Origin of the sequence: Celeribacter litoreus (assembly GCF_020165855.1) — a bacterium.
GTDB lineage: Bacteria > Pseudomonadota > Alphaproteobacteria > Rhodobacterales > Rhodobacteraceae > Celeribacter > Celeribacter litoreus.
Genome location: NZ_JAIUFY010000005.1, coordinates 393,588 through 413,036, shown reverse-complemented (window position 1 = coordinate 413,036; position 19,449 = coordinate 393,588). Strand labels below are relative to the sequence as shown.

Annotated in this window: 16 protein-coding genes and 1 tRNA gene; 6 read left to right on the top strand and 11 right to left on the bottom strand. The window is 57.9% G+C overall.

From position 1 onward, the window contains the following. Window positions 1-74 precede the first annotated feature (74 nt). Window positions 75-728, bottom strand: a complete 654-nt coding sequence (locus LA304_RS03950) for a GntR family transcriptional regulator (protein ID WP_224501818.1) — start codon at window positions 726-728, stop codon at window positions 75-77. Between the two features lie 32 nt (window positions 729-760). Beyond that, the gene (locus LA304_RS03945) at window positions 761-1,456 is read right to left on the bottom strand and encodes a M48 family metallopeptidase (protein ID WP_224501817.1); all 696 of its coding nucleotides are present in this window, start codon (window positions 1,454-1,456) and stop codon (window positions 761-763) included. Window positions 1,457-1,613: 157 nt separating this feature from the next. Here LA304_RS03945 and LA304_RS03940 point away from each other — a divergent pair, with 157 nt between their 5' ends. Continuing rightward, window positions 1,614-1,925, top strand: a complete 312-nt coding sequence (locus tag LA304_RS03940) for a TIGR02300 family protein (RefSeq protein ID WP_224501816.1) — start codon at window positions 1,614-1,616, stop codon at window positions 1,923-1,925. A 140-nt stretch (window positions 1,926-2,065) separates the two neighbouring features. Then, window positions 2,066-2,141, top strand: a tRNA-Ala gene (locus LA304_RS03935). 294 nt (window positions 2,142-2,435) lie between these two features. On the opposite strand, the gene LA304_RS03930 is transcribed toward LA304_RS03935, so the two are convergent. Continuing rightward, window positions 2,436-4,028 (bottom strand): Na/Pi cotransporter family protein, encoded by a 1,593-nt coding sequence (locus LA304_RS03930; protein WP_224501815.1) that lies wholly within the window; start codon window positions 4,026-4,028, stop codon window positions 2,436-2,438. A gap of 501 nt (window positions 4,029-4,529) precedes the next feature. Between LA304_RS03930 and LA304_RS03925 the strand changes: the two genes are divergently transcribed. Continuing rightward, on the top strand, window positions 4,530-5,204 hold the full coding sequence (locus tag LA304_RS03925) for a hypothetical protein (RefSeq protein ID WP_224501814.1): 675 nt from the start codon (window positions 4,530-4,532) through the stop codon (window positions 5,202-5,204). Here the strand turns inward: LA304_RS03925 and LA304_RS03920 are convergent. Beyond that, window positions 5,171-5,425, bottom strand: coding sequence for a hypothetical protein (locus tag LA304_RS03920; protein ID WP_224501813.1), 255 nt, complete (start codon window positions 5,423-5,425; stop codon window positions 5,171-5,173). The two genes, LA304_RS03925 and LA304_RS03920, sit on opposite strands and share 34 nt — an antisense overlap. Window positions 5,426-5,633: 208 nt before the next feature. On the opposite strand from LA304_RS03920, the gene LA304_RS03915 reads away from it, so the two are divergent. Beyond that, the gene (locus LA304_RS03915; RefSeq protein ID WP_224501812.1) at window positions 5,634-6,227 is read left to right on the top strand and encodes a cupin domain-containing protein; all 594 of its coding nucleotides are present in this window, start codon (window positions 5,634-5,636) and stop codon (window positions 6,225-6,227) included. On the opposite strand, the gene LA304_RS03910 is transcribed toward LA304_RS03915, so the two are convergent. Genes LA304_RS03910 through LA304_RS03895 form a run of 4 tightly spaced genes read right to left on the bottom strand, consistent with a single transcriptional unit; the run spans window position 6,205 to window position 9,944 of the window. Continuing rightward, window positions 6,205-7,134, bottom strand: a complete 930-nt coding sequence (locus tag LA304_RS03910) for an ABC transporter ATP-binding protein (RefSeq protein WP_224501811.1) — start codon at window positions 7,132-7,134, stop codon at window positions 6,205-6,207. The genes LA304_RS03915 and LA304_RS03910 overlap by 23 nt on opposite strands. Continuing rightward, a complete protein-coding gene (locus LA304_RS03905; RefSeq protein ID WP_224501810.1) occupies window positions 7,131-8,096 on the bottom strand; it encodes an ABC transporter ATP-binding protein in 966 nt (321 codons plus the stop codon). Before LA304_RS03905 ends, LA304_RS03910 begins: the two co-directional genes overlap by 4 nt. After that, window positions 8,093-8,944, bottom strand: coding sequence for an ABC transporter permease (locus LA304_RS03900; protein WP_224501809.1), 852 nt, complete (start codon window positions 8,942-8,944; stop codon window positions 8,093-8,095). The genes LA304_RS03905 and LA304_RS03900 overlap by 4 nt, the downstream gene beginning before the upstream one ends. Then, entirely contained in the window at window positions 8,937-9,944 is a 1,008-nt protein-coding gene (locus LA304_RS03895) for an ABC transporter permease (RefSeq protein WP_224501808.1), read from the bottom strand. Before LA304_RS03895 ends, LA304_RS03900 begins: the two co-directional genes overlap by 8 nt. A gap of 335 nt (window positions 9,945-10,279) precedes the next feature. Here LA304_RS03895 and LA304_RS03890 point away from each other — a divergent pair, with 335 nt between their 5' ends. Next, a complete protein-coding gene (locus LA304_RS03890; protein ID WP_224501807.1) occupies window positions 10,280-11,908 on the top strand; it encodes an ABC transporter substrate-binding protein in 1,629 nt (542 codons plus the stop codon). Between the two features lie 72 nt (window positions 11,909-11,980). Beyond that, the gene (locus LA304_RS03885) at window positions 11,981-13,378 is read left to right on the top strand and encodes an amidase (RefSeq protein WP_224501806.1); all 1,398 of its coding nucleotides are present in this window, start codon (window positions 11,981-11,983) and stop codon (window positions 13,376-13,378) included. A 266-nt stretch (window positions 13,379-13,644) separates the two neighbouring features. Here the strand turns inward: LA304_RS03885 and LA304_RS17885 are convergent, their stop codons facing one another. The 3 genes from LA304_RS17885 to dacB form a co-directional block, all read right to left on the bottom strand. After that, window positions 13,645-16,122, bottom strand: coding sequence for an Ig-like domain-containing protein (locus LA304_RS17885; RefSeq protein ID WP_224501805.1), 2,478 nt, complete (start codon window positions 16,120-16,122; stop codon window positions 13,645-13,647). A gap of 490 nt (window positions 16,123-16,612) precedes the next feature. Continuing rightward, the gene (locus LA304_RS03875; protein WP_224501804.1) at window positions 16,613-17,641 is read right to left on the bottom strand and encodes a hypothetical protein; all 1,029 of its coding nucleotides are present in this window, start codon (window positions 17,639-17,641) and stop codon (window positions 16,613-16,615) included. A gap of 232 nt (window positions 17,642-17,873) precedes the next feature. Continuing rightward, window positions 17,874-19,391: a D-alanyl-D-alanine carboxypeptidase/D-alanyl-D-alanine endopeptidase gene (gene dacB, locus LA304_RS03870; RefSeq protein WP_224501803.1), complete on the bottom strand. Its 1,518-nt coding sequence runs from the start codon at window positions 19,389-19,391 to the stop codon at window positions 17,874-17,876. Between the last annotated feature and the right edge of the window lie 58 nt (window positions 19,392-19,449).

The window sequence follows — 19,449 nt, the reverse complement described above, 5'->3', positions numbered from 1 at the left end:
CTCTGCCCGACGCGAAAGGTCAAGCGCCGCGAGCGCCCTACCGCCTTGTCATGGCGTGATAGCTGACCGCGCCCTCAAACGGTGAGCATCCGCAATCCGCCCGTCACGTCGGAGCGCACTGCGAGCCTGAGCCCTGGCTCATCCCCCGCACGCAGAGCCGCAACGATCAGGCGATGGTTGTGCGGCACTTCGGTCCGGTTCAGACGCGCATAAAGCGCCCGCATCGTTGGCCCGAGTTGCAGCCACACCGTTTCTGTAAGCGCGAGCATCGCAGGCGCCTGCGCCCGCAGATAGAGCGTCCGGTGGAATTCGAGATTCGCGCGGATGTAGCCAACGTCATCATGTTTCGCGACCATCTCCGCAATTGTGCCGTTGATGGTCTGCAACCGCTCGATCAGCGCAATATGCGCCCTTGGCAGCGCGCGCGACGCCAGTTCCGGCTCAATGAGCGCGCGGATGGAAGCCAACTCCTCAATCCGTTCGTTCGAGAGCTCCGGCGTGCTAACCCGTCCGGAAGCCGACAGAATCAGCCCCCCGTCCGCTACCAAACGGCGCACCGCTTCGCGCGATGGCGTCATGGACACATCGAACATCTTGCCAATCCCGCGGAGCGTCAGCGACTCTCCTGGACGGAATTCTCCGTGCATTATCTTAGTGCGCAGGCTCCGGTAGATCCGGTCATGCGCAGCACTGGAATGGTCGGGATGTCGAGTGGTCGGCGTAATCATGCGCGCGAATGTGATCACAAACGCAGGAAAGGTCAATCCACTTCGAACCGCCAGGCATGGAGGCCGTGCCCATGCACGCGGAGCCACTGGCGATGGGTCTCATATTCCGGACAGGCCCGCGCCACCTGCGCCCAGAACCGCTCCGAATGGTTCATCTCCAACCGATGCGCCACCTCATGCGCCGCCACGTAGTTCAGCACCGCCTCCGGCGCCATCACGAGCCGCCATGAATACATCAGGTTCCCATCAGACGTGCACGATCCCCACCGCGACCGCGTATCCCGAATACTGATCCGGCCATAGGACACGCCGAGCACGCGGGCATAGTAATCCGACGCCGCCCGCAAGCGCGTCTGCGCCTGCACCTTCAGGAAAGCTTTCACACGGGTCGGCACCATCGCCTCGTCGCCCGGCACTTCAAGCACCTGCCCGTTGAGACGCGCCGACCGCCCTGCACCTGGGACCAACTCCAGCTCCGTGCCCAGAAACGGCACCAGCGCCCCCAACCGGAGCGCCTGCTGCGGCACCTGCGCCTCCACCTGAGACAGAATCCAGTCGCGCTTTTCCTCGACAAAGGCCTGCCCCTCAGAGGCCGGCACGCGATTGGGCAACGTGAGCGTCACACGACCGTCCAAACGCGACACACGAAGCGACATTCGCCGCGCCCGTGAGGACCGCCGGAGCACCACTTTGACCTGCCTGTCACCGTCTAGGACAATCGTTCCCACCTGACACCCGTCCGCTTTTCCAAAGAGTCTTATCGTGCTACACGGTCCCACACCACAGAGTTCACCGCTTTTTCAGCCAAAAGGCTTTGACAGCCTCTCCGAGATATGGCAAGGCCCGCGGGTCTCCACAGTTGGATCAGAATGAAAGGGATTTCGCATGCCCAATGAGGAATGGGGTACAAAACGTGTTTGCCCCACCACCGGCAAACGGTTTTACGACCTGAACCGCGATCCGATCGTGTCTCCTTACACCGGCGAGATCGTGACCTTCGACGCGAACAACAAGTCGCGCGTCGCGATTGCCGAAAAGGTTCAGCCGCAAGCGCAGGACCTCGACGACGAAGATGATCTGCTCGTCGAAGACGATACCGATCTGGATATTGATGACGACCTGCTCGATGACGACGACGATGACGACAATGTCTCGCTCGACGAAATCGCCGACGTCGCATCTGACGACGACGACTAAGCGCTTCTAACGGGGGGCGAAAAAATCCGCCCCCTACCGCTTTTTTCTCTTGCACGTAAAATGCAGAGGAATTAGGAAGCGCCTCACGGAAGACAGACGCCTTCCGTACCCGATAGCAACGCGATCACCGAATTGGTTTTGGGGCCTTAGCTCAGCTGGGAGAGCGCCTGCATGGCATGCAGGAGGTCAGCGGTTCGATCCCGCTAGGCTCCACCAAATTCCCTCCTTGAAAATGAACTAAGGCTGTCGCCTTATTCGCTTGGCATAGCTCAAGTCATTGCATCTGTGCGCGTCCAGCCCCCAAGGAGCCACAAGATGACACGCATAGTCTCCTTTGTCGCCATCGACGGGGAAGAAATCGACTGCTTCTGGAACGCCGCAACACGGGGCACCAAACGGCATCTCATCGGCAGCGGCACGCGGATCGCGCACAGAGGCCAAGGGCTCGCCTCTCGCGTCGGCACAGCGGCGATCCGAGCAGCGGAGACGACTGATGCGGTGAGCGTCTGTCTATGTGCCAAGCTCGGATGGGGTCTCATGTCCCAGATTGTCTCGCACCACGGCGTCGTATTCGCCGACACGCTGAACATTGTGCATGACGCGGGTGAGCCATCGCATGGCGTCTGTCACCTGAAACGTTTCCTGTATGGAATAGATCCCCGCATGCTCCCCCAACAGTAGGCCGCGCCGGTTGCGCGAGAAACGATGCGCGAGCGAGGCAACCATACGAGACATCCGTTCACCAATTTCGGAGAGGTCCAGTGTTCTGTCCGGCGACAGGCAGCCCGCGAACCACGTCGCAGGGCGTCGCGTGACGAGGTCTTCTTTCAGAACCGGTATGAAGCTGCGATGCCGCGACTGTTCCAACAGACGCACGAGATGATCAGCTTGGTGCATCAGGGCTGCAAAGGCTGCGGCTTCGGTAGGCTTGTTATTCGGAATCGATATCTTGGCCATATAGGCCTTCAGGTCTTCCAACTTCATCGCAACGCGCGGCTCCAGCGCAGACAAGCGTCGCAAGTCGCCTTGTGAACCAAGTGCGAGAGAATAGGCGGAGAAAACCTCGCGGGCCGCCCATGTCACGACGGTGCGCGCGCTCTGCATCGCCGCGCCCTCGTCGCTCAGTAGCCGTGGGTCCAACTCCGGCGACGTGTCCCCACTCAAATCAGGGCGTATCCGTTCAACCAAAGCCGCGAACTGATGGGTGAACGGCAAAAACACCAGAGTGCCCAGAACGTTGAACCCGGTGTGAAACAAGACGAGCGCGGTATCCGCTCCGGTGTGCGCTGCTAACGCCTCCAGCGGGCCCGCGATGATCAGGAGGATGGGAAACGCAATGATCATGGTGCCAAGATTGAACAGCACATTCGCAATCGATGTTTGCTGCATCGAACGCGATCCCCCAATCGCGGCAAGGAGCGCCGTGATGGTGGTGCCCAAGTTCATCCCGATGACGGCTGACGCCGCCTGTATCAGAGGCATTGTCCCGCTGACCAACAGAACCAGAACGACCGCAATCGCCGCCGAGGACGACTGCATCACCATCGTAATGACCAGACCAAGCGCCGCCATTGCAAACATTCCGACAAGTCCGGTTCCGGACGCCCAGGCAGAGGTAATCCACCCGCCCGCGCCCTGCATGGCGTCCTGCATGGTATCCAGACCGATAAAGAGCAGACAGAACCCCGCCGCAATCCGCCCCACCCGCGCGGCGCGCCCGTCAGACAAAAGCAGGGCAAGGCTCGCCACGAACAAGAGGCCCATCGCCATCCTGCCCAGCTGCAATTTGAGCCCGATCAGCGAGATAATCCAACCGGTCACGGTCGTGCCGATATTGGCGCCGTAGATCACGCCAATGGCCTGCGGAAAACTCAGTAGCCCTGCACCAACGAACCCCACGGTCATCACCGTTGTCGCCGAAGACGATTGAATGATGGCCGTTGTCACAGCACCGCTCGCAACGCCGTGCAAAGGCGTCGTGGTAAACCGTGCCAGCAAAGAACGCAGATTTGCCCCCGCCGCTTCGCGCAGCGCCTCAGTCATGATTTTCATGCCGAGCAGGAACAATCCTATCCCGCCGAGCGCGGTCAGTGTCTCCGACATAGGGTCTTACCTCGTCTCCAGAAAAGCGGCCTGGCTCTTATAGAAAAGCGCATCTCCAGAGCAATATGCAAGAAGCTGGAGAACCGTCTGCTGTTCTTTCCACTCCGCGAAACCGCGAATACCCCCGGAAATCACCCCGCCCAACACGCGCTCTAGCACGCGGTCAGCGCCCGCGCGGCAAGTAGATGGTCAGCGCTTCGATCCCGCTCGGCTCCACCAAAAAATTCAAACTTAAAAAGTGCTTAACCCAAACTTTTCCATTGCATTGGGCCACTAGGTGTATAGCGATAGGGGCATTTGCTGTGGCTTGCTTTTGTGGCTGCTAAGCGGATTTGGCGGACGGCCTCTTGTGACAGTCAGCCACTTCTAAAGTGTATGAGGTATCATTCTTCAGGCGTGTCTCATTTTCGTCACCTCAGTGCGCTGCGTGACGATGATATTGGGCCTGAGAATACAGTAACGAGGCGTTTGAACGAGATGCGTTTGGTTCTTCTGACACGCATGAGTGGAGCACTCCATTCCGCTGTGGTTCTCTTGGCTGGTTTGATCGCAGCCTCGGTGATGGTGTCAGGGCTCTTTTGGTTTGGATTTGATGCCGTTGCGGCATTGAGGGACCGCTCGTTAAGCACTCTTCCAGAAGCGGGACTGATAAGCGATCTCGGAATCTTCCTCATGGCTACCGCCGCAATCGCAGCGGCCAGTGCTGCTTGGAAGAGAAACGACTTGCCACTCGCAACTCTGGCGCTGTTTTGTTGTCTCTTTGCAATCGATGATGTCTTGCTTATCCATGAGGCCATGGGGCCATGGGAGGTTGCCGCATTCGCGCTCTACGGGCTTCTCGCACTCATCGTTTTCGCTCTTTTCAGCAAGGCTGCAGGTCGCCCGAGTTGGCCAATATGTGTGGCCATTGCCGTATTTGAAGTCTCCGTTTCTGTTGATTTGCTCTGGGAGCAGTTGGTTGCTCTGCTGCAAGTGTCGAGCGACGCGAAAGGTGTCTTGCTTCGGTTAGGAATTGTATTTGAGGACGTGCCGATTTTCGGTGGCATTTTTGTCTTGGCAAGTTACGCGATAGGCGAGCCCTTTTGGGAAACCCGGAGCAAGAACGCCCCACCTCCCCCAGTCCTGTTGATCCGAGCCTCAGGTCATGAATGCGAACCTGCCCTCAGGATCGACTGACCTTTCACGGCAAAAATACCTGTGATCGCTTCGGGCCTCCAACGGCCCTTCGGGGCCAACTCGTTCATGAGAGCCTGCAGCCTGTTCAGGTCGAACATCAGGGTATTTGCCGCGTCCGCATCCGGCTTGGAAATCAGTTCAAATTTTGCATGTAAGTTAGAGATAAGACTTCTCAGCTTGTCTCCTCCTGCAGCCTGAAAATTCGAAATCAATCGTTCCAAACGGATCGCGCCGCGTCTTTCGTTGAGTTACGCGGTCTCTGCGCAGACTAAAGCTCTACAATGCTGTCGAAGTTGAGTTTGGTGCAAATTCGCCTGGCAGCACTGAGACCTTAGAGCTTCTTGGTCACGGCGCTTGAACTACAGGCAAGTTACCGGCATATGTGTCGCAGCAATGAGACCAAGGCTTAGGATGAGTTCGGGACGTAAGATGGCGGATAAGAGCGACGACCAGAAAATGACCGACGCGATGCAAATCGCAGCAAGAGTTCGTCATGCGCGAATTCTCAAAGGGCTTCGGATGAAGGACCTTGCGGAACTGGTCGGCTATAACGAGAGCATGATCTCCAAAATCGAGTCCGGCAAAGTGACGCCGTCGCTTGTGATGCTGAACAAGATTGTGACGGCGCTCGATCGCGATCTTGCGTCATTCTTTGGTCTCGACATCGAAATGCATCGGATGGTTCTCACAGCGAAGGACCGGACCGTCGTAGAAGGTGACGCCCTGCGCGGCGGCAAAGGCGTCAGCTATGAGCGCATGGTGCCGATGGCTGCGGGCAACCTGCTTGAAGCCAACGTCCATGTCGTCGAGCCCGGCGGTGAAAAGGTCGACAACATCACCCATCAGGGCGAGGCCACCGGTTATCTTATCGAAGGTCAGATCGAATTGATCATCGATGGCGAGGTCTACCAGATGGAAGCCGGAGACTCGTTCTTCTTCAAGGCCCATTTGCCGAGCAGCTATCGCAACACTGGCGATCAGGTCGCACGTATCATCTGGGTTAACACTCCACAGATTCACTGACCGGATGGTCGGCCCCGCCTGCGTGATGGCAGGCGACAGCATGTCCTGCCGAGACGTCCGTGAGCTGGGGGCGTGACCGCGCGCAGATGTCAGTCGCCAACGGACACCGGTCGCGGAAATGGCATGCATTCGCCGTGATCTGCGGTGCGGTCGAGGGAAGGACGATGCGTTCTTCCCGTGCTTTTCCCGGCATGGAAGCGACCAGCATGCGGGTGTAGGGGTGCTTTGGTGCCTCGATGATTTGCTCGATGGGGCCTGTTTCGACGATCCGCCCTCGATACATCACCAGAACCCGTTCGCACATCAGTCGCACCACATCGAGATCGTGAGACACGAGCAGTGTCGCGCAGCCGGTCTCCTGTCTAAGCCGTTCAATCAGCTTGAGAACGAGCGCCTGCACGGACACATCGAGCGCCGCCGTGGGTTCGTCGAGCAACAGAAGTTCGGGTTGCGCGATCAGGGCTCGTGCGATTCCTGCGCGGGCCTGCTGTCCGCCCGAAAGCTGATGCGGGAGTCGCGGCAAGAGTTCTGGCGACAGGCCAACCTGCGCTGCGACCTCAGCCACTTCTTTCGTCGCGCTGCCGTTGCTAAGGCCAAGGCCGACGGCGATGTTGCGCGCAATCGTAAAGGCGGGATTGAGCGCCTCATCCGCGCTTTGAAATACCATTTGTACGGCGCGGGTCGGCGCGGTGACGGGCGCGCCTTTCAAGCGGATGACGCCGTGTTCGGGCGGCGTCAGGCCGCAAATCAGCCGCGATAATGTGGATTTGCCGGAGCCGCTTTCCCCGACGAGGCCGACGCTCTCACCCGGAGCGATGGTAAAGTTGGCGTCGTCCACAGCGACAACGCGGGCTTTTCGGCCGCTGGCAAAGCTACGAGTGACACCGGAAAGTTCGAGAAGAGTCATGGCAGGGGGTTCCAACAATTCACACGCGCCGTATCGGGACCCGAGACGGGCGGTTTGGCGCTGTGACAGCGCTCTTCAGCGCGAGGACAGCGATTTGCGAAGCGACAGGCAGGAAGGGGCCCGTTGAGATCCGGCAGGCTTCCTTTGATCGGTTCGAGCGATGCGATGCTATCGGCCTGGGAGGCAGAAGCTTTCAGCAGCGCATGGGTGTAGGGATGTTGCGATGCGGTGAAGATGCGCGCGCTGTCGGCCTTCTCCACGATCTGACCAGCATGCATCACGCAGATGTCGTCCGCATACTCGCGTGCAAGCGCGAGGTCATGCGTGATCAGAAGGCAGGACATGTCACGCGCGCGGATCTGGTCGACGACGAGATCGAGGATCGCCGCCTGTGTGGTGTTGTCGAGGCCCGTGGTGGGTTCGTCCGCGATCAATAGGCGCGGGTTGCAAGCGAGCGCCAGTGCGATCATCACCCGCTGGCACATGCCGCCGGACAATTCTCCAGTATAGGCGTTTTGTCGGGCTTCAGGGTCAACGATGCCAACCGCTCCCAGAGCCTCCACCACCGCCCGCGACAGCTCCGCACCTTTTAGGCCACGGTGGCGGGCAATGACGTCACCAATCTGCTGACCGACGCGCCGCACGGGGCTCAGGGCCGCACGCGGGTTCTGGAAAATGATCGCGATCTGACGGCCGCGCAGGTCGCGCCAACCGGGACTTTTTGTATCTCTGAGATCGACGCCGGCAAAGCTCAGACGGTCAGCCTCTAGACGGGCTGCTGGTGTCAGGATGCCCGCAATCGAATGCGCGACCAGCGATTTGCCGGATCCGCTTTCGCCAACGAGGGCTGTAATCCGCCCCTTTGGCAGATCGAGCGAAATGTCATCGACAACAGGTGTCGAGCCGAAACGGATGTTGAGATTACGGGCCTCAACGAGGTTCTTTGTCCAGTCGGGGGTCATTTGCTGCGCGGGTCTAACAGTTGGCGCAGGGCATCGCCCGCGCGGGTGAAAATCAGGACGGCACTCATAAGCGCCAGACCGGGGAAGGTGAAAACCCACCATTCGCCGGAAAAGATGTAGGAGGCACCATCGGCCACCATAATGCCCCATTCCGCCTCTGGCGGGCGGATGCCGAGACCGATGAAGGAAAGGCCCGCCGCGTTCAGGATGGCCCAGCCCATATTCAGGGACGACTGGGTCGCAAGCAGGGCCACGAGGTTCGGTAGGATGTGAAAGGTTACAATTTTCACGGGCGGGATGCGGGCGAGGAGAGCCGCCTCGACCCAGCCTGCGTTTCGGCGACGGGCGACTTCAAACCGGACTGCACGTGCGTAGAAGGGCAGGTTCACGATAGCGGTGGCAACAATCACCGAGGTGAGGGAGTTGCCCAGACCAGCCGCGATCCCGACCGCCAACACAAAGAGCGGAAACGCCATGATCGAGTCCACGAAGCGACCGAGGACGACATCCATGCGCCCGCCACGCCAGCCGGCCAGTGCGCCGATCATGGTGCCAAGAACGAGCGAAATGCTGACGGCGACGGCGCCGACCAAGAGGTCCGTGCGCGTTGCCGCCAATGTGCGGGAGAACACGTCACGACCGAGTTGGTCGGTTCCAAACCAATGCGCGAGCGAGGGCGGAGAGAGAGCTTCGGATGAATTGGTCGCCGTTGGATCATAGGGGGCAAGCAGCGGGCCAAAGACCCCAGCAAAGACCAGCAGCGCGAGAAACACGAGCGGCAAGCGCTTCGATAGCGGCATCCGGTGGGTCCGTCGCACGGCGGGGAGGGTTGCGGTGTTTTCAGCCATCGGTGCGGGCCCTCGGGTCAATCGCTGCGGCAAGCAAGTCGATACATAGGTTTACGACGACATAGGTGACGGCCATCAAAAGCACGAAGCCCTGAACCGGTGCGAAGTCGGAGACCAGCAGGGCCTCGATGGCGTAGGCGCCGACTCCAGGCCAGCCGAAGACTTTTTCAACGAGGACGTTCGCGCCCAAGAGAAAGGACAGAACCATGCCAATAGTGTTCAGGATGGGGACCGCGGCGGGGAGAAAGGCGTAGGTCCAGAGAACTTTACGCGACGAGAGGCCAAAGGCACGCGCGGTGCGCACCGAGTCTCCGCCGAGCACCTGAAGCAGGGAGGTGCGTGTCATGCTCGCAATCGGGCCGAGCCCGAAAAGCGCTAAGGTGATCACGGGCAAGATCAGTTGTCTGATGACACCCTGAAACGCTCCGATATCTCCTTCGAGGAGGGTGTCGATTGTCCAGAATCCGGTCACTTCGGTCGGGCTCGAATAAAAGATCTCGAGCCGCCCCATCGGAGCCGGCGCCCATTCGAGCTTATAATAGAAGACATAGACGAGCAGCAGTCCGAGAAAGAAGGTTGGCATCGCTTGCCCAAAAACGGTGACGGCATCGCACAACCTGTCCGGCCAACGCCCCGGACGCAGAGCCGCGCCGAAACCGAGCGCAATACCGAGGATCGCTGCGAGCAGTAGAGCGCTAACGGTCAACTCCAGGGTCGCGGGCAGTCTCGCGGTCAGGTCATCGACGACTGTCTGACCGCTCGAGAGCGATCGACCGAGGTCCAAGCGCGACAGCGCGGAGATATAGTCAACGAACTGCGCGAAAATGCTTTTGTCCAATCCGAGTTGAACACGGACTTCTTCAATAGACTCCGGCGTTGCGGCGGGACCTGCGAAATAGGCCGCGGGGTCGCCGGGCAGCAATCGGGTCAGGACAAATGTCAGAATGACAATTCCGATGAGGGATGGAACTGCGGATAGCAGGCGTCTCGGCAGTCTCATTTTTGTACAGGCTTCCTGTTCATTGCTCTTCAGTCACTTAATATTCTTAATCATCAGGTTTCCTCAGAATTCATTCCTAAGAATCCGTCAAGGTCTGGAGGCCCGGACAGAGGAGATGCGCTGGGTTTCCAAGGCTCGCTATGCACTTGTGGGTGAAAATTTGAGCGAAAAATCGCAAATACGCTTGAAAAAATGTCATTTAAGCCAAGTTCGGCCATCCGCACGACAATCTGGAAGGCGAATCGCTTGCTGTGCAAGTCACATGCATGAAATGCACGATCAAGGCTTCGCTCCTGATGAGCAGGGCCTATACGTCTAATCTGAAGGAGCCAGACTTGACTCAGTTACCCTATCGTCTCGGACGGATGTGGCATGTTGGGGCATTTGCCCTCGCCATCGCCCTGCCATCTGCCCTCGCCCCAAGCATCGCCGCCGCACAATCGCGCGCAGAAACCCTCGTCGTCGTCTCGGAAGAGGGTCCTGCGACCCTCGATATTCATGGCGCGACGGCAAACGTCGCCACGCACGAAGTGTCGTGGAACGTCTATGACCGTCTTCTGACACACGGTCGCACGGAACTGCCGGATGGCAGCTACGCCTATGACTATACAGATTTTCAGCCGGAATTGGCTGAAAGCTGGGATGTCGCAGCGGACAACAGTTCCGTGACTTTCTATCTGCGGAAAGACGCAACATTCCATGACGGCAGCCCTGTGACGGCTGACGACGTGAAATGGTCTCTCGACCGCGCAGTTGCCGTCGGCGGTTTCCCCGCGATCCAGATGGGCGCGAGCGAAATGAAATCGGCAGATCAGTTCGTCGTCATTGACGAACACACGATCCGCGTCGATTTCCCGACGCCAAACAAGCTCGTGCTTGCAAACCTTGCCGTGCCTGTGGCGCAAATCCTGAACGCGGATCTGGCCATGGAACATGCAACAGAAGATGACCCATGGGCCCTTGAGTGGGTTGGCAAAAACGATGCTGGCGGCGGTGCCTATATGGTCGACAGCTGGAAACCGGGCAATGAAATCGTCTTCTCCCGTTTTGACGATTGGAAATCCGGCCCGCTGCCCGAGATGGAAAAGGTGCTCGTCAAACAGATCGCCTCTGCAGGCACACGTCGTGCGCTTCTCGAAAAGGGCGATGCTGACCTGTCCTTCAACCTCCCGCCGAAAGACTTTCAGGAACTGGCCTCGACTGGCGAGCTGAAAGTGATCGGCACACCGGTTGATGCGGAACTGCTCTATCTCGACATGAACGTCACGATGGCACCGTTCGACAACCCGCTCGTGCGCAAGGCCGTCGCTTATGCCATTCCGTACCAACCGATCCTCGACTCCGCTCTCTATGGTCGCGGCGTAGGGATGTTCGGTGGACCGGAAGAGGTCACGACGACCGATTGGCCGCAGCCGTCTCCGTACGACACCGATCTCGAAAAGGCGAAGGCAATTCTCGCTGAAGCCGGATATCCGGACGGGTTCGACATCACGCTTAGCTACGACGTGACCACCGCGACGACCCGTGAGCCGATTGCTCTCCTCATTCAGGACAGCCTGAAGAAAATCGGGATCAACGTGACGCTTGAGAAAGTGCCTGGTGCCGATTGGTACACACGCCTTGGCAACAAGGACATGCCGTTCCTGATCATGTCGTTCAAAGCATGGCTGAACTACCCCGACTATTACTTCTACTGGACCTATGACGGGGTCAGCAACTCGGTCTTCAACGCGATGAACTACGTAAATCCGGAAATGGATGAGCTGATTGCCCAAGCACGCTTCGAGACCGATCCTGCGGCCTACGAAGACGCGGTGAAAGGCTTCATCCAGATCGCTATGGACGACGTGCCGCGCATCCCGATGGTGCAAGATTATCGCGATGTTGCGATGCAGCCCGAGATTGATGGTTACACCTACTGGTTCCACCTGACCTTGGACTATCGCACCATTTCCCGCGAGTAAGCTTTCCCTGAACGTGACCGCCAGCCCCTGTCTGGCGGTCACACCTAACGCCTCAATTGCAAGGTTCGTCGCTTGTCCCCCGAAGAATATTCAGCGCTCCCCGCGCGAGAGATTGCCGCGCGCGTGAACGCCGGTGCGCTCTGTCCTGTCGAGGTTACCAAGGCTGCGCTGGCGCGCCTTGCTGACATTGATCCGAAACTCAATGCCTTCGTCTTTGTCGCCGATGACGCAATCGCACAGGCGGAGCGGATCGCCGCGATGATCACCGAAGGCGGTTCTGCAGGGCCACTCGCAGGTGTGCCGGTCGCCGTAAAAGATCTGATTTCCACGAAAGATATGCCAACCACGTTCGGTTCGCTTCTGTATCGTGACCATCGCCCTCGCGAGGACGATATCTCGGTCGAACGACTGAGAGCCGCAGGGGCCATCATTCTTGGCAAAACCAACTGCTCCGAGTTCGGCTATGGCGGTTTTGGCCACAATCCTTTGTTTCCAACGACCCGCCATCCGCTCGATCCGACGCTTACGCCGGGCGGGTCGAGTTCCGGCTCTGCAGTGGCTGTCGCGACCGGCATTTGTCCGATTGCCCTCGGATCAGATGGCGGTGGGTCTGTGCGTTTGCCTGCCTCGTTCACGGGGCTTGTCGGGATCAAGGCTTCGATGGGGCGTGTTCCTCTGTGGCCAGGCTGTCGTGAGCCCGAGATGCCGGGTGCGTCGGGGTGGGAAAGTGTCGAACATATCGGCCCGCTCGCCCGCGACACCCATGACGCCGCTCTCCTTCTATCTGTCATCGCGGGCCCCGATCCGCGCGACAGGCATTCTTTGCCGAAGGGCGACGTAGATTGGATTGCCGCAACCACAAGCCCCGCGCCGACAGGCTTGCGGGTCGCCTATTGCGCAAAGTGGGCGGGTGTTCCGCTTGATCCTGAGGTTCACGAGGTGACTTTGGCGGCCGCAAAATCCCTATGCGCGGAAATTTCGGCGGAGCTTGTCGAGTGTCCGGCGCCGGATATTTCTATTGATGTTTTCAGAGCGGTTGTCGCCGCGGATTCCGACTTTGTGGGTCTTCGCGAGATGATCGCCGAGACGGGTGTGCCGGTCTCTCGGGCCGTGTCAGAATTGCTCCATATTTCCCCTTCTATGGAGCAATACCACCTGTCCCGTTTTGGTCGCATGAAAGCCGTCAGAGCGTTGGCCGAACTCATGGCGGATTTCGACCTTCTCCTCACGCCGACTGTGGCCTGCCTTCCGTTTCCGATCGACTGCGACAGTCCGGGCGTGATCGACGGGATCGAGATAGACGACGACGTTTGGACGCCAGCCCTGTTCCCGATGAATCTGAGCGGCCAACCTGCGGCCTCCGTCCCTGCGGGCACCTCCGCATCCGGACTGCCAATCGGGCTCCAGATCGTCGGGAGACATCTTGCAGATGCACTCGTGGTCTCTGTCGCCGCCGCATTTGGAGAATGAAGAGTTGCGGAGAGCCGCCCATGGCTCCACTTCCAGCGCATCCTTCGCCTCCCGAAAATTGCTTCGCGGTTTGCATCAGAAGGGCAGAAGCGGTCATTCGCTGCGGTCGCGACCAAATTCAGCTAAGGGCCAAAAATCTGTTCACTCCTCGATGGGAGGTTGGCTTCTACCGCCCTGAGGAGCTTAAGAAAGCTCCAGAAAGTCGGACGCTTACGTCGAGTTCGCGGTCCGAACTCGGGCGCTAGAAACAGAACAGTCAAAGGCGGTTAAAGATCAAAGTAGAAATGATGCAAATCCACTGTACCGTTGTTAATGCCATCAATTGCATCAACGCGATCCAAGTTCTCTTCCCCACCGTAGATCACATAGATCTCACCGGCACGGCTTCCATCGGCTTCAGCATTGTACCCGGCAATCAACAGGTCATCGACGCCATCGCCATTGATGTCACCGCCGTTGGAAACCGAGAACCCAACGCGGTCATCCTCGCCGGCGCCCACGATGACCATACCGTTCTTTGCACGAAGCAAGCTTAGATTGATGGAGGAGCTGAAACCTTCGTCACTGCCGTAAATTATGTAGGCTGCGCCGGAGTCATCTCTGGGATACTCACCGGATTTGGGCGCACCAATCACAAGATCGTCGATGCCATCGCCACTGATGTCGCCATTCAGCGACACCGAATAGCCGGATTGGCTGTACGTTTCATCGCCGTAGATCACGAACCCGTTGCTGCCGCTCAGATCCCCAATATCGACATCTCCCAAGCCGGTGCCTTCCCTGCCAAAGATGACATACGTTCGACCGGCAGTTCCGGCGAAATGGGCGCCGAGCACAATGTCGTCGATGCCGTCGCCATTCATATCGCCGCCGGACGACACAGAAACTCCCAACCGCCCATCGAAATCCAAACCAGCAATTGAATAGCCCTGATCGGGTGTCATTTCTGTCAAATCAAAATTGGCATCAAAGCCTTCGGTGCTGCCGTAGACGACAAAAGTGGTCCCATTTTCTAACTCAGGTGCAGTGATCACAAGATCATTGATCCCATCGCCATTGACATCACCCGCGATGGAAACACCTTGCCCGAGTTCAATGCCCATCTGAGCAGCGTTTTCCCGAATGGTGAAACCATTGGAACCATCAAGATCATCAACGCCAAATTCAGCCCCGAGGCCACCGGTCTCTCCGTAGATCACATAGACGCTAGAGGGGTCGCTGGAAAAGGTCTCGACCGCTCCGATCACCAAGTCATCAACACCATCACCGTTTATGTCACCCCCACCCGATCCGTTTTGACCATTTTTCGCGACTCCACCAATACCGGTGATCGTGGTGCCGTTGCTGCCGTCAAGCTGAGTCACATCGATCTGTGCGTCAAACCCGTCGGAAGAGCCATAGATTACATGCGCGATACCATCATCTTCGGCCCCGATGAAAAGGTCATCAATACCGTCATTGTTCAGGTCTCCGGCATTGGCGACCGAACTTCCAAAATCCGCAAAACGATCACTGCTGCCGATGACAAACCCGTTCGTTCCATCAAGCTCATCCACCGATAGGTACGGATCAATTCCGACGTCGGATCCAAACACCACATAGGCCGTACCATTGCCCGAATGGCCGGCAAAATCGCCAGCCGGGGCGGAGAAGACAAAGTCGTCTACCCCGTCGCCGTTCAGGTCACCGACAATGGCCGATGACCAACCCGCCTGATCGCCACCGTTTGATCCTGACACCACCGCACCAGGATTTTCCATGGAATACACGTCGATTTTGATCTCTTTTACCACGCTCGCACCGTGGCGGTCAGTGGCCGACACCGTGACGATCTGTCTCTCCTCAACGACGATTGTCGGATCCGGTTCATAGACCAGAACGCCACCCTCAATATATGCGTTGCCAGATTCCGGCTGCACGATGACCTCGAACGTCAGTGTGTCGGCGGAATCGTCGATGTCAGCATCGCTCGCGAGCGCGGTCAAGTCCACTCTGAGGTCTTCGTAGTTGACTGCCTCATGCGGTTCCCGACTTGCGAGTTTGGGGGCGTCGTTATCGCCCACGACCGTTATCGCAAGACTTGCCGTGTCAGATCCGCCCTGATTATCCCTCACACCGACCACAAGTTCGAACTCAACGGTCTGACCTTCTGCCAGCCAGTCGAACTCAATCTCGGGTTTGAAAATCAGGTTTCCATCCTGAAACTGAAGAGCGCTGAGCGTCGGGTAGTCGACCGAATAAAACTCCAACTGATCCCCGTCAGCATCCTGCACATACCAGTGAAGGGGGAAAACCAGAATATCATCTTCGGAAACGGTCTGGTCCGGCAAAGCATCAAATTCAGGTGCGCGGTTTCTTACGTCCATCACCACGTCATTGGCATCGGTTATGCCGTTGAGGATCGTGATGTCTCCGCTGTTATAGACTTGGATGACGGCACTGTCGGTGCTGTGCGTAAAGCGGATATCATCTTGGTAGACCCCAATGATGGTCTCACCGGCTTCGAAGTCGCCGATATATGTTACGTCACGTTTTTCGTTTCGGAAAATGGCGCTAAGATCGTACGCATCCAAACCTCCGCGCCCGAACACCCGGTCAAAGTTGCCACCCTCGGTTACGAATGTGTCGGCATCGTTCGTGCCAATGAGTAAATCGTTGCCCGATGACCCTTCCAGGTCAGGAACCAGCGCCAACTTTTCTCGGGAGAAGAATGTGTCGGTAAGAAATTTGAACCCATAATTCACTTTGTGCTCCAACGAAATTTACTAAAAAAGATGCGGCGACTTAGCGTTCTCGCGCACCGCCATTGCTACCATAGGTAGCATTTCTACAATAGTGTTTTCTCATAGTTCTTGCTGCATCCAGATATGGCCCCAGAAAACCGGACAGTTGTCTCAGGTGTATCCTGAACCTTTGAGGGGATATGAAAATGGCGACGCACGGGAAGTTTACACACCGTTCTAAGGACAAGGCGGCATTGGAAATAAGTGTCATTTCGCACAACAACTCCACCGCTCGATCAGCGTCTGTTGGAGCGTAGAAGGTCAGCGGTCCGATCCCGCTAGGCTAGACCAAAAGGTCTCTTCAAAGTCGACAAAAAATCGCCGTATTCGCTCGCGACAGCACTCTCCGCATGTTCCTAAAAAGCCACAACGCCCATCGCTTAATGGTTAAGCCAGAGATGCGGTGCTGGTGGCAGCATCTGGCAGGGCGGCTAAAGGATGCAACGCTGGTCTACTCTGAGGGGCTCCTCACGATCTCTGCGATTGCTCCCAGTGCTTCAATTATCGCCTCATCCCGCACCGCCTGCTGTTGAAGAAGGAATTCGAGGCTTTGGAGAAGTTCAGTATTAGTTTCGCCCGTTGCGTCTACTGATTTGGCAACCGCCGCAGCAGCTTCTGTCGACACAGCTTGAAGGCTTGCAAGGTCTGAGCTCAACTCAGTTTGAAGTTCGTCAATCTCGCTACGAACGCTCGCGAGTGCAGCGTCCATTGCCTCCGCATCTTTTGGAACGCGCCGAAACTCGGTGTAACCGATCTGCACAGCCGTAAGAACCACCGAAAGAATAACCGCAAGTATACCAATTCTAATAGCCACTCTCGCTGATCTGCTGTTCTCCTCTGCCTCCCTTGAGAATTTGTCGAGGAACAACGCGGACGCACTTTGAATACTACTCATTACCATGAGTGCATCCTCTCCAAAATGCACTATTGCCTGAAGTCGTTCACTCATGTCTGCGAGGCGCTCATTTGTCTCGTGAGCCGGATCCCTCATTGCGGTCAATGCACGCGTATGAGCATGCGAAGTTTTCAAGTCTATAGGCTTTGAGCTGAGGTAAGTTTGGATTGCATTATTTGAATCCAAAATCTCTTTGGCTACACGGCTAAATCCAGCATTCTTGCTGCCAAGAAGACCACTAAGATTCTTATTCATTTCTGAAAAAATTTCGCGCCTTCTTACCCGCTGCTTCTCATTTTCGGCCTCCAGGACTGTTAGAAAAAATTCTGCGTCTGATTGCCCTTCAGGTTTTTCTAATTCTTTTTCAGAGTTTAACGACTTGCTTTGCTCTAAAAACTGTCGCGAAAAATCGTTGATATCGCCCTCTGTGAAAGCCTCAAGTTCTCCCTCGGTCGCGGACCTTGAGCTTTCACCTTCGATCTTAGGGTGGGTCTTGCATATAACGCCGATCAGTGCTCGCACGGCTTCAATTGGGTCAGAAATTTCGCCGGATGAGTACTTTTCGACTTCCTCAACTGCTTTCATAGAGTAGACATAAACGTCCCAATCGCCTGCTGTTTCAGATCGAAATACCCATTGCGGCTTAATGCGCTTTGCCAAATCACTAATTGCCATAACAGTCTTGCGTCTCCCGCGATCGAATTTCCAAAAGCATCATTAAATTCTTTCTTCTAAGTACGTCCGCGCAATAACCCCCTCGGGTTGGGAAAACTCCCTCACGGGTTTCGCAATCCCTTCCGCACCACCGCCCCCAACATCACCCCGCGTAATACGCGCTCCACCGTTCGATCAGCGCTTGTTGGAGGCGTTTGGACCTCGCATTGAACGTCCGTGCGCCTTTCGGGATTTCTTCGTTGCGGGCGAGCGCTGCGGTGCGTTTCGGGAGGTCGGCGGCGATGGTGGCAAACGCCAGCCGTCCGACCCCCGGCGCGTCCACGTAGCCCGCAAGCGCAGAGACGAAATTGAGCGTGCCGGTTTTGGCGACGACCTTCACCGGATGATCCGCCACGGGCCGCCCGTCCTTGTCCTTAATCGGGATCGGTTTGAGATAGGGGGCGAGTGTCGCCTCCACCCCCGGCGCGCTGAGCATATGGACGAGATCGCTCACCGTGATCTTCGAGTCTGCCCCGAGCCCCGAGTGATCCACGAGCGCGATGTGCCGCATTCCGAGCGTCTCACGCGCCCAGTCGTTCATCGCCCGCGCCGAGGCCGCGAGGCTCTCGGGCGACTGCCCCCGCACCTGTGTGGCCATGAGACCGAGTGCCTCCGCCGTCAGGTTGGTCGAATACTTGAGCATATCGCGCACGATGACCGTCAGAGGCGCGCTTGCGTGCTCGGCCACGGCCTCTCCATGCACCGCGTCTGTCGCCCGCTTGGCCACGGGGAGAGTCACCCCCTGCTGCGCCGCGACGAGCTTGAACACTTCGCCTGCATAGAGCGACGGCAAGCGGACCGGCAACCATCGCGCCCCACCCTTGCCCAGCGCCCCGCGCGCCACCGTCCAGGTGTCGTGTCCGGCGGCGGGTTCGTGATCGAACACAGGGGCCGCGCGGCTCGACAGCGAAATCCGCGCGATCTTCACATCCGGCGCGTATTTCTGCGCCCGTGCGTCCATCTTCAGGCTGTAATCCTCGCCCTGACGCTTCCACTCGAAATGCACGCGGTTGTAATTCAGGTTCAGCCCCGAGATCGTCGGATTATACCCCGCAACCTCCGTCTGCGAGCCGTCGATCTCCTCGATCCGCGGCAGCGCGCTGTCCTCGACGAGAAACTTCCCCGTCACCCCGCGCACACCGGCCTCAAACACCCGCCCCGCGAGCGCGCCGAGCGCATCGGTGTCCAGCGTCGGGTCCCCGCCGCCGACCAACACCAGATCGCCCTGAACAATCCCGTCCACGACCGGCCCCGTGCGCACGACCCGCGTCGTAAAACGGTAGTCCGCCCCGAGGTGTTCGAGCGCATAAAGACTCGTCACCGTCTTCGCCACCGACGCCGGCGGCAGCCGCCGCAACGGATCGCGCACTTCGAGCATCTCACCCCCGTGCGCCCGCGCCACAGCATAGGCCATCTCGCCCGTCAGCCCCGCCTTCGCGACGAGTTCCTCCCCCGTCGGAAGCGCCTGTAATTGCAAATCTTTGGGACGTGGCAGAGGGATCGGAGAGGCCACCAGACCCTCCGCAAACGCAGCCTTCGCATAGACCGCCTGCGCCGCTCCGCCCATCATCAGGCCAAGCAGCTTTCTGCGATCCAAACGTGTTACCGCATTCCTCGTCATACGTTGAGTAAATAGCGCAAAAAGACGTTCTGCAAGCGGCCTCTCACGCGAATACGTG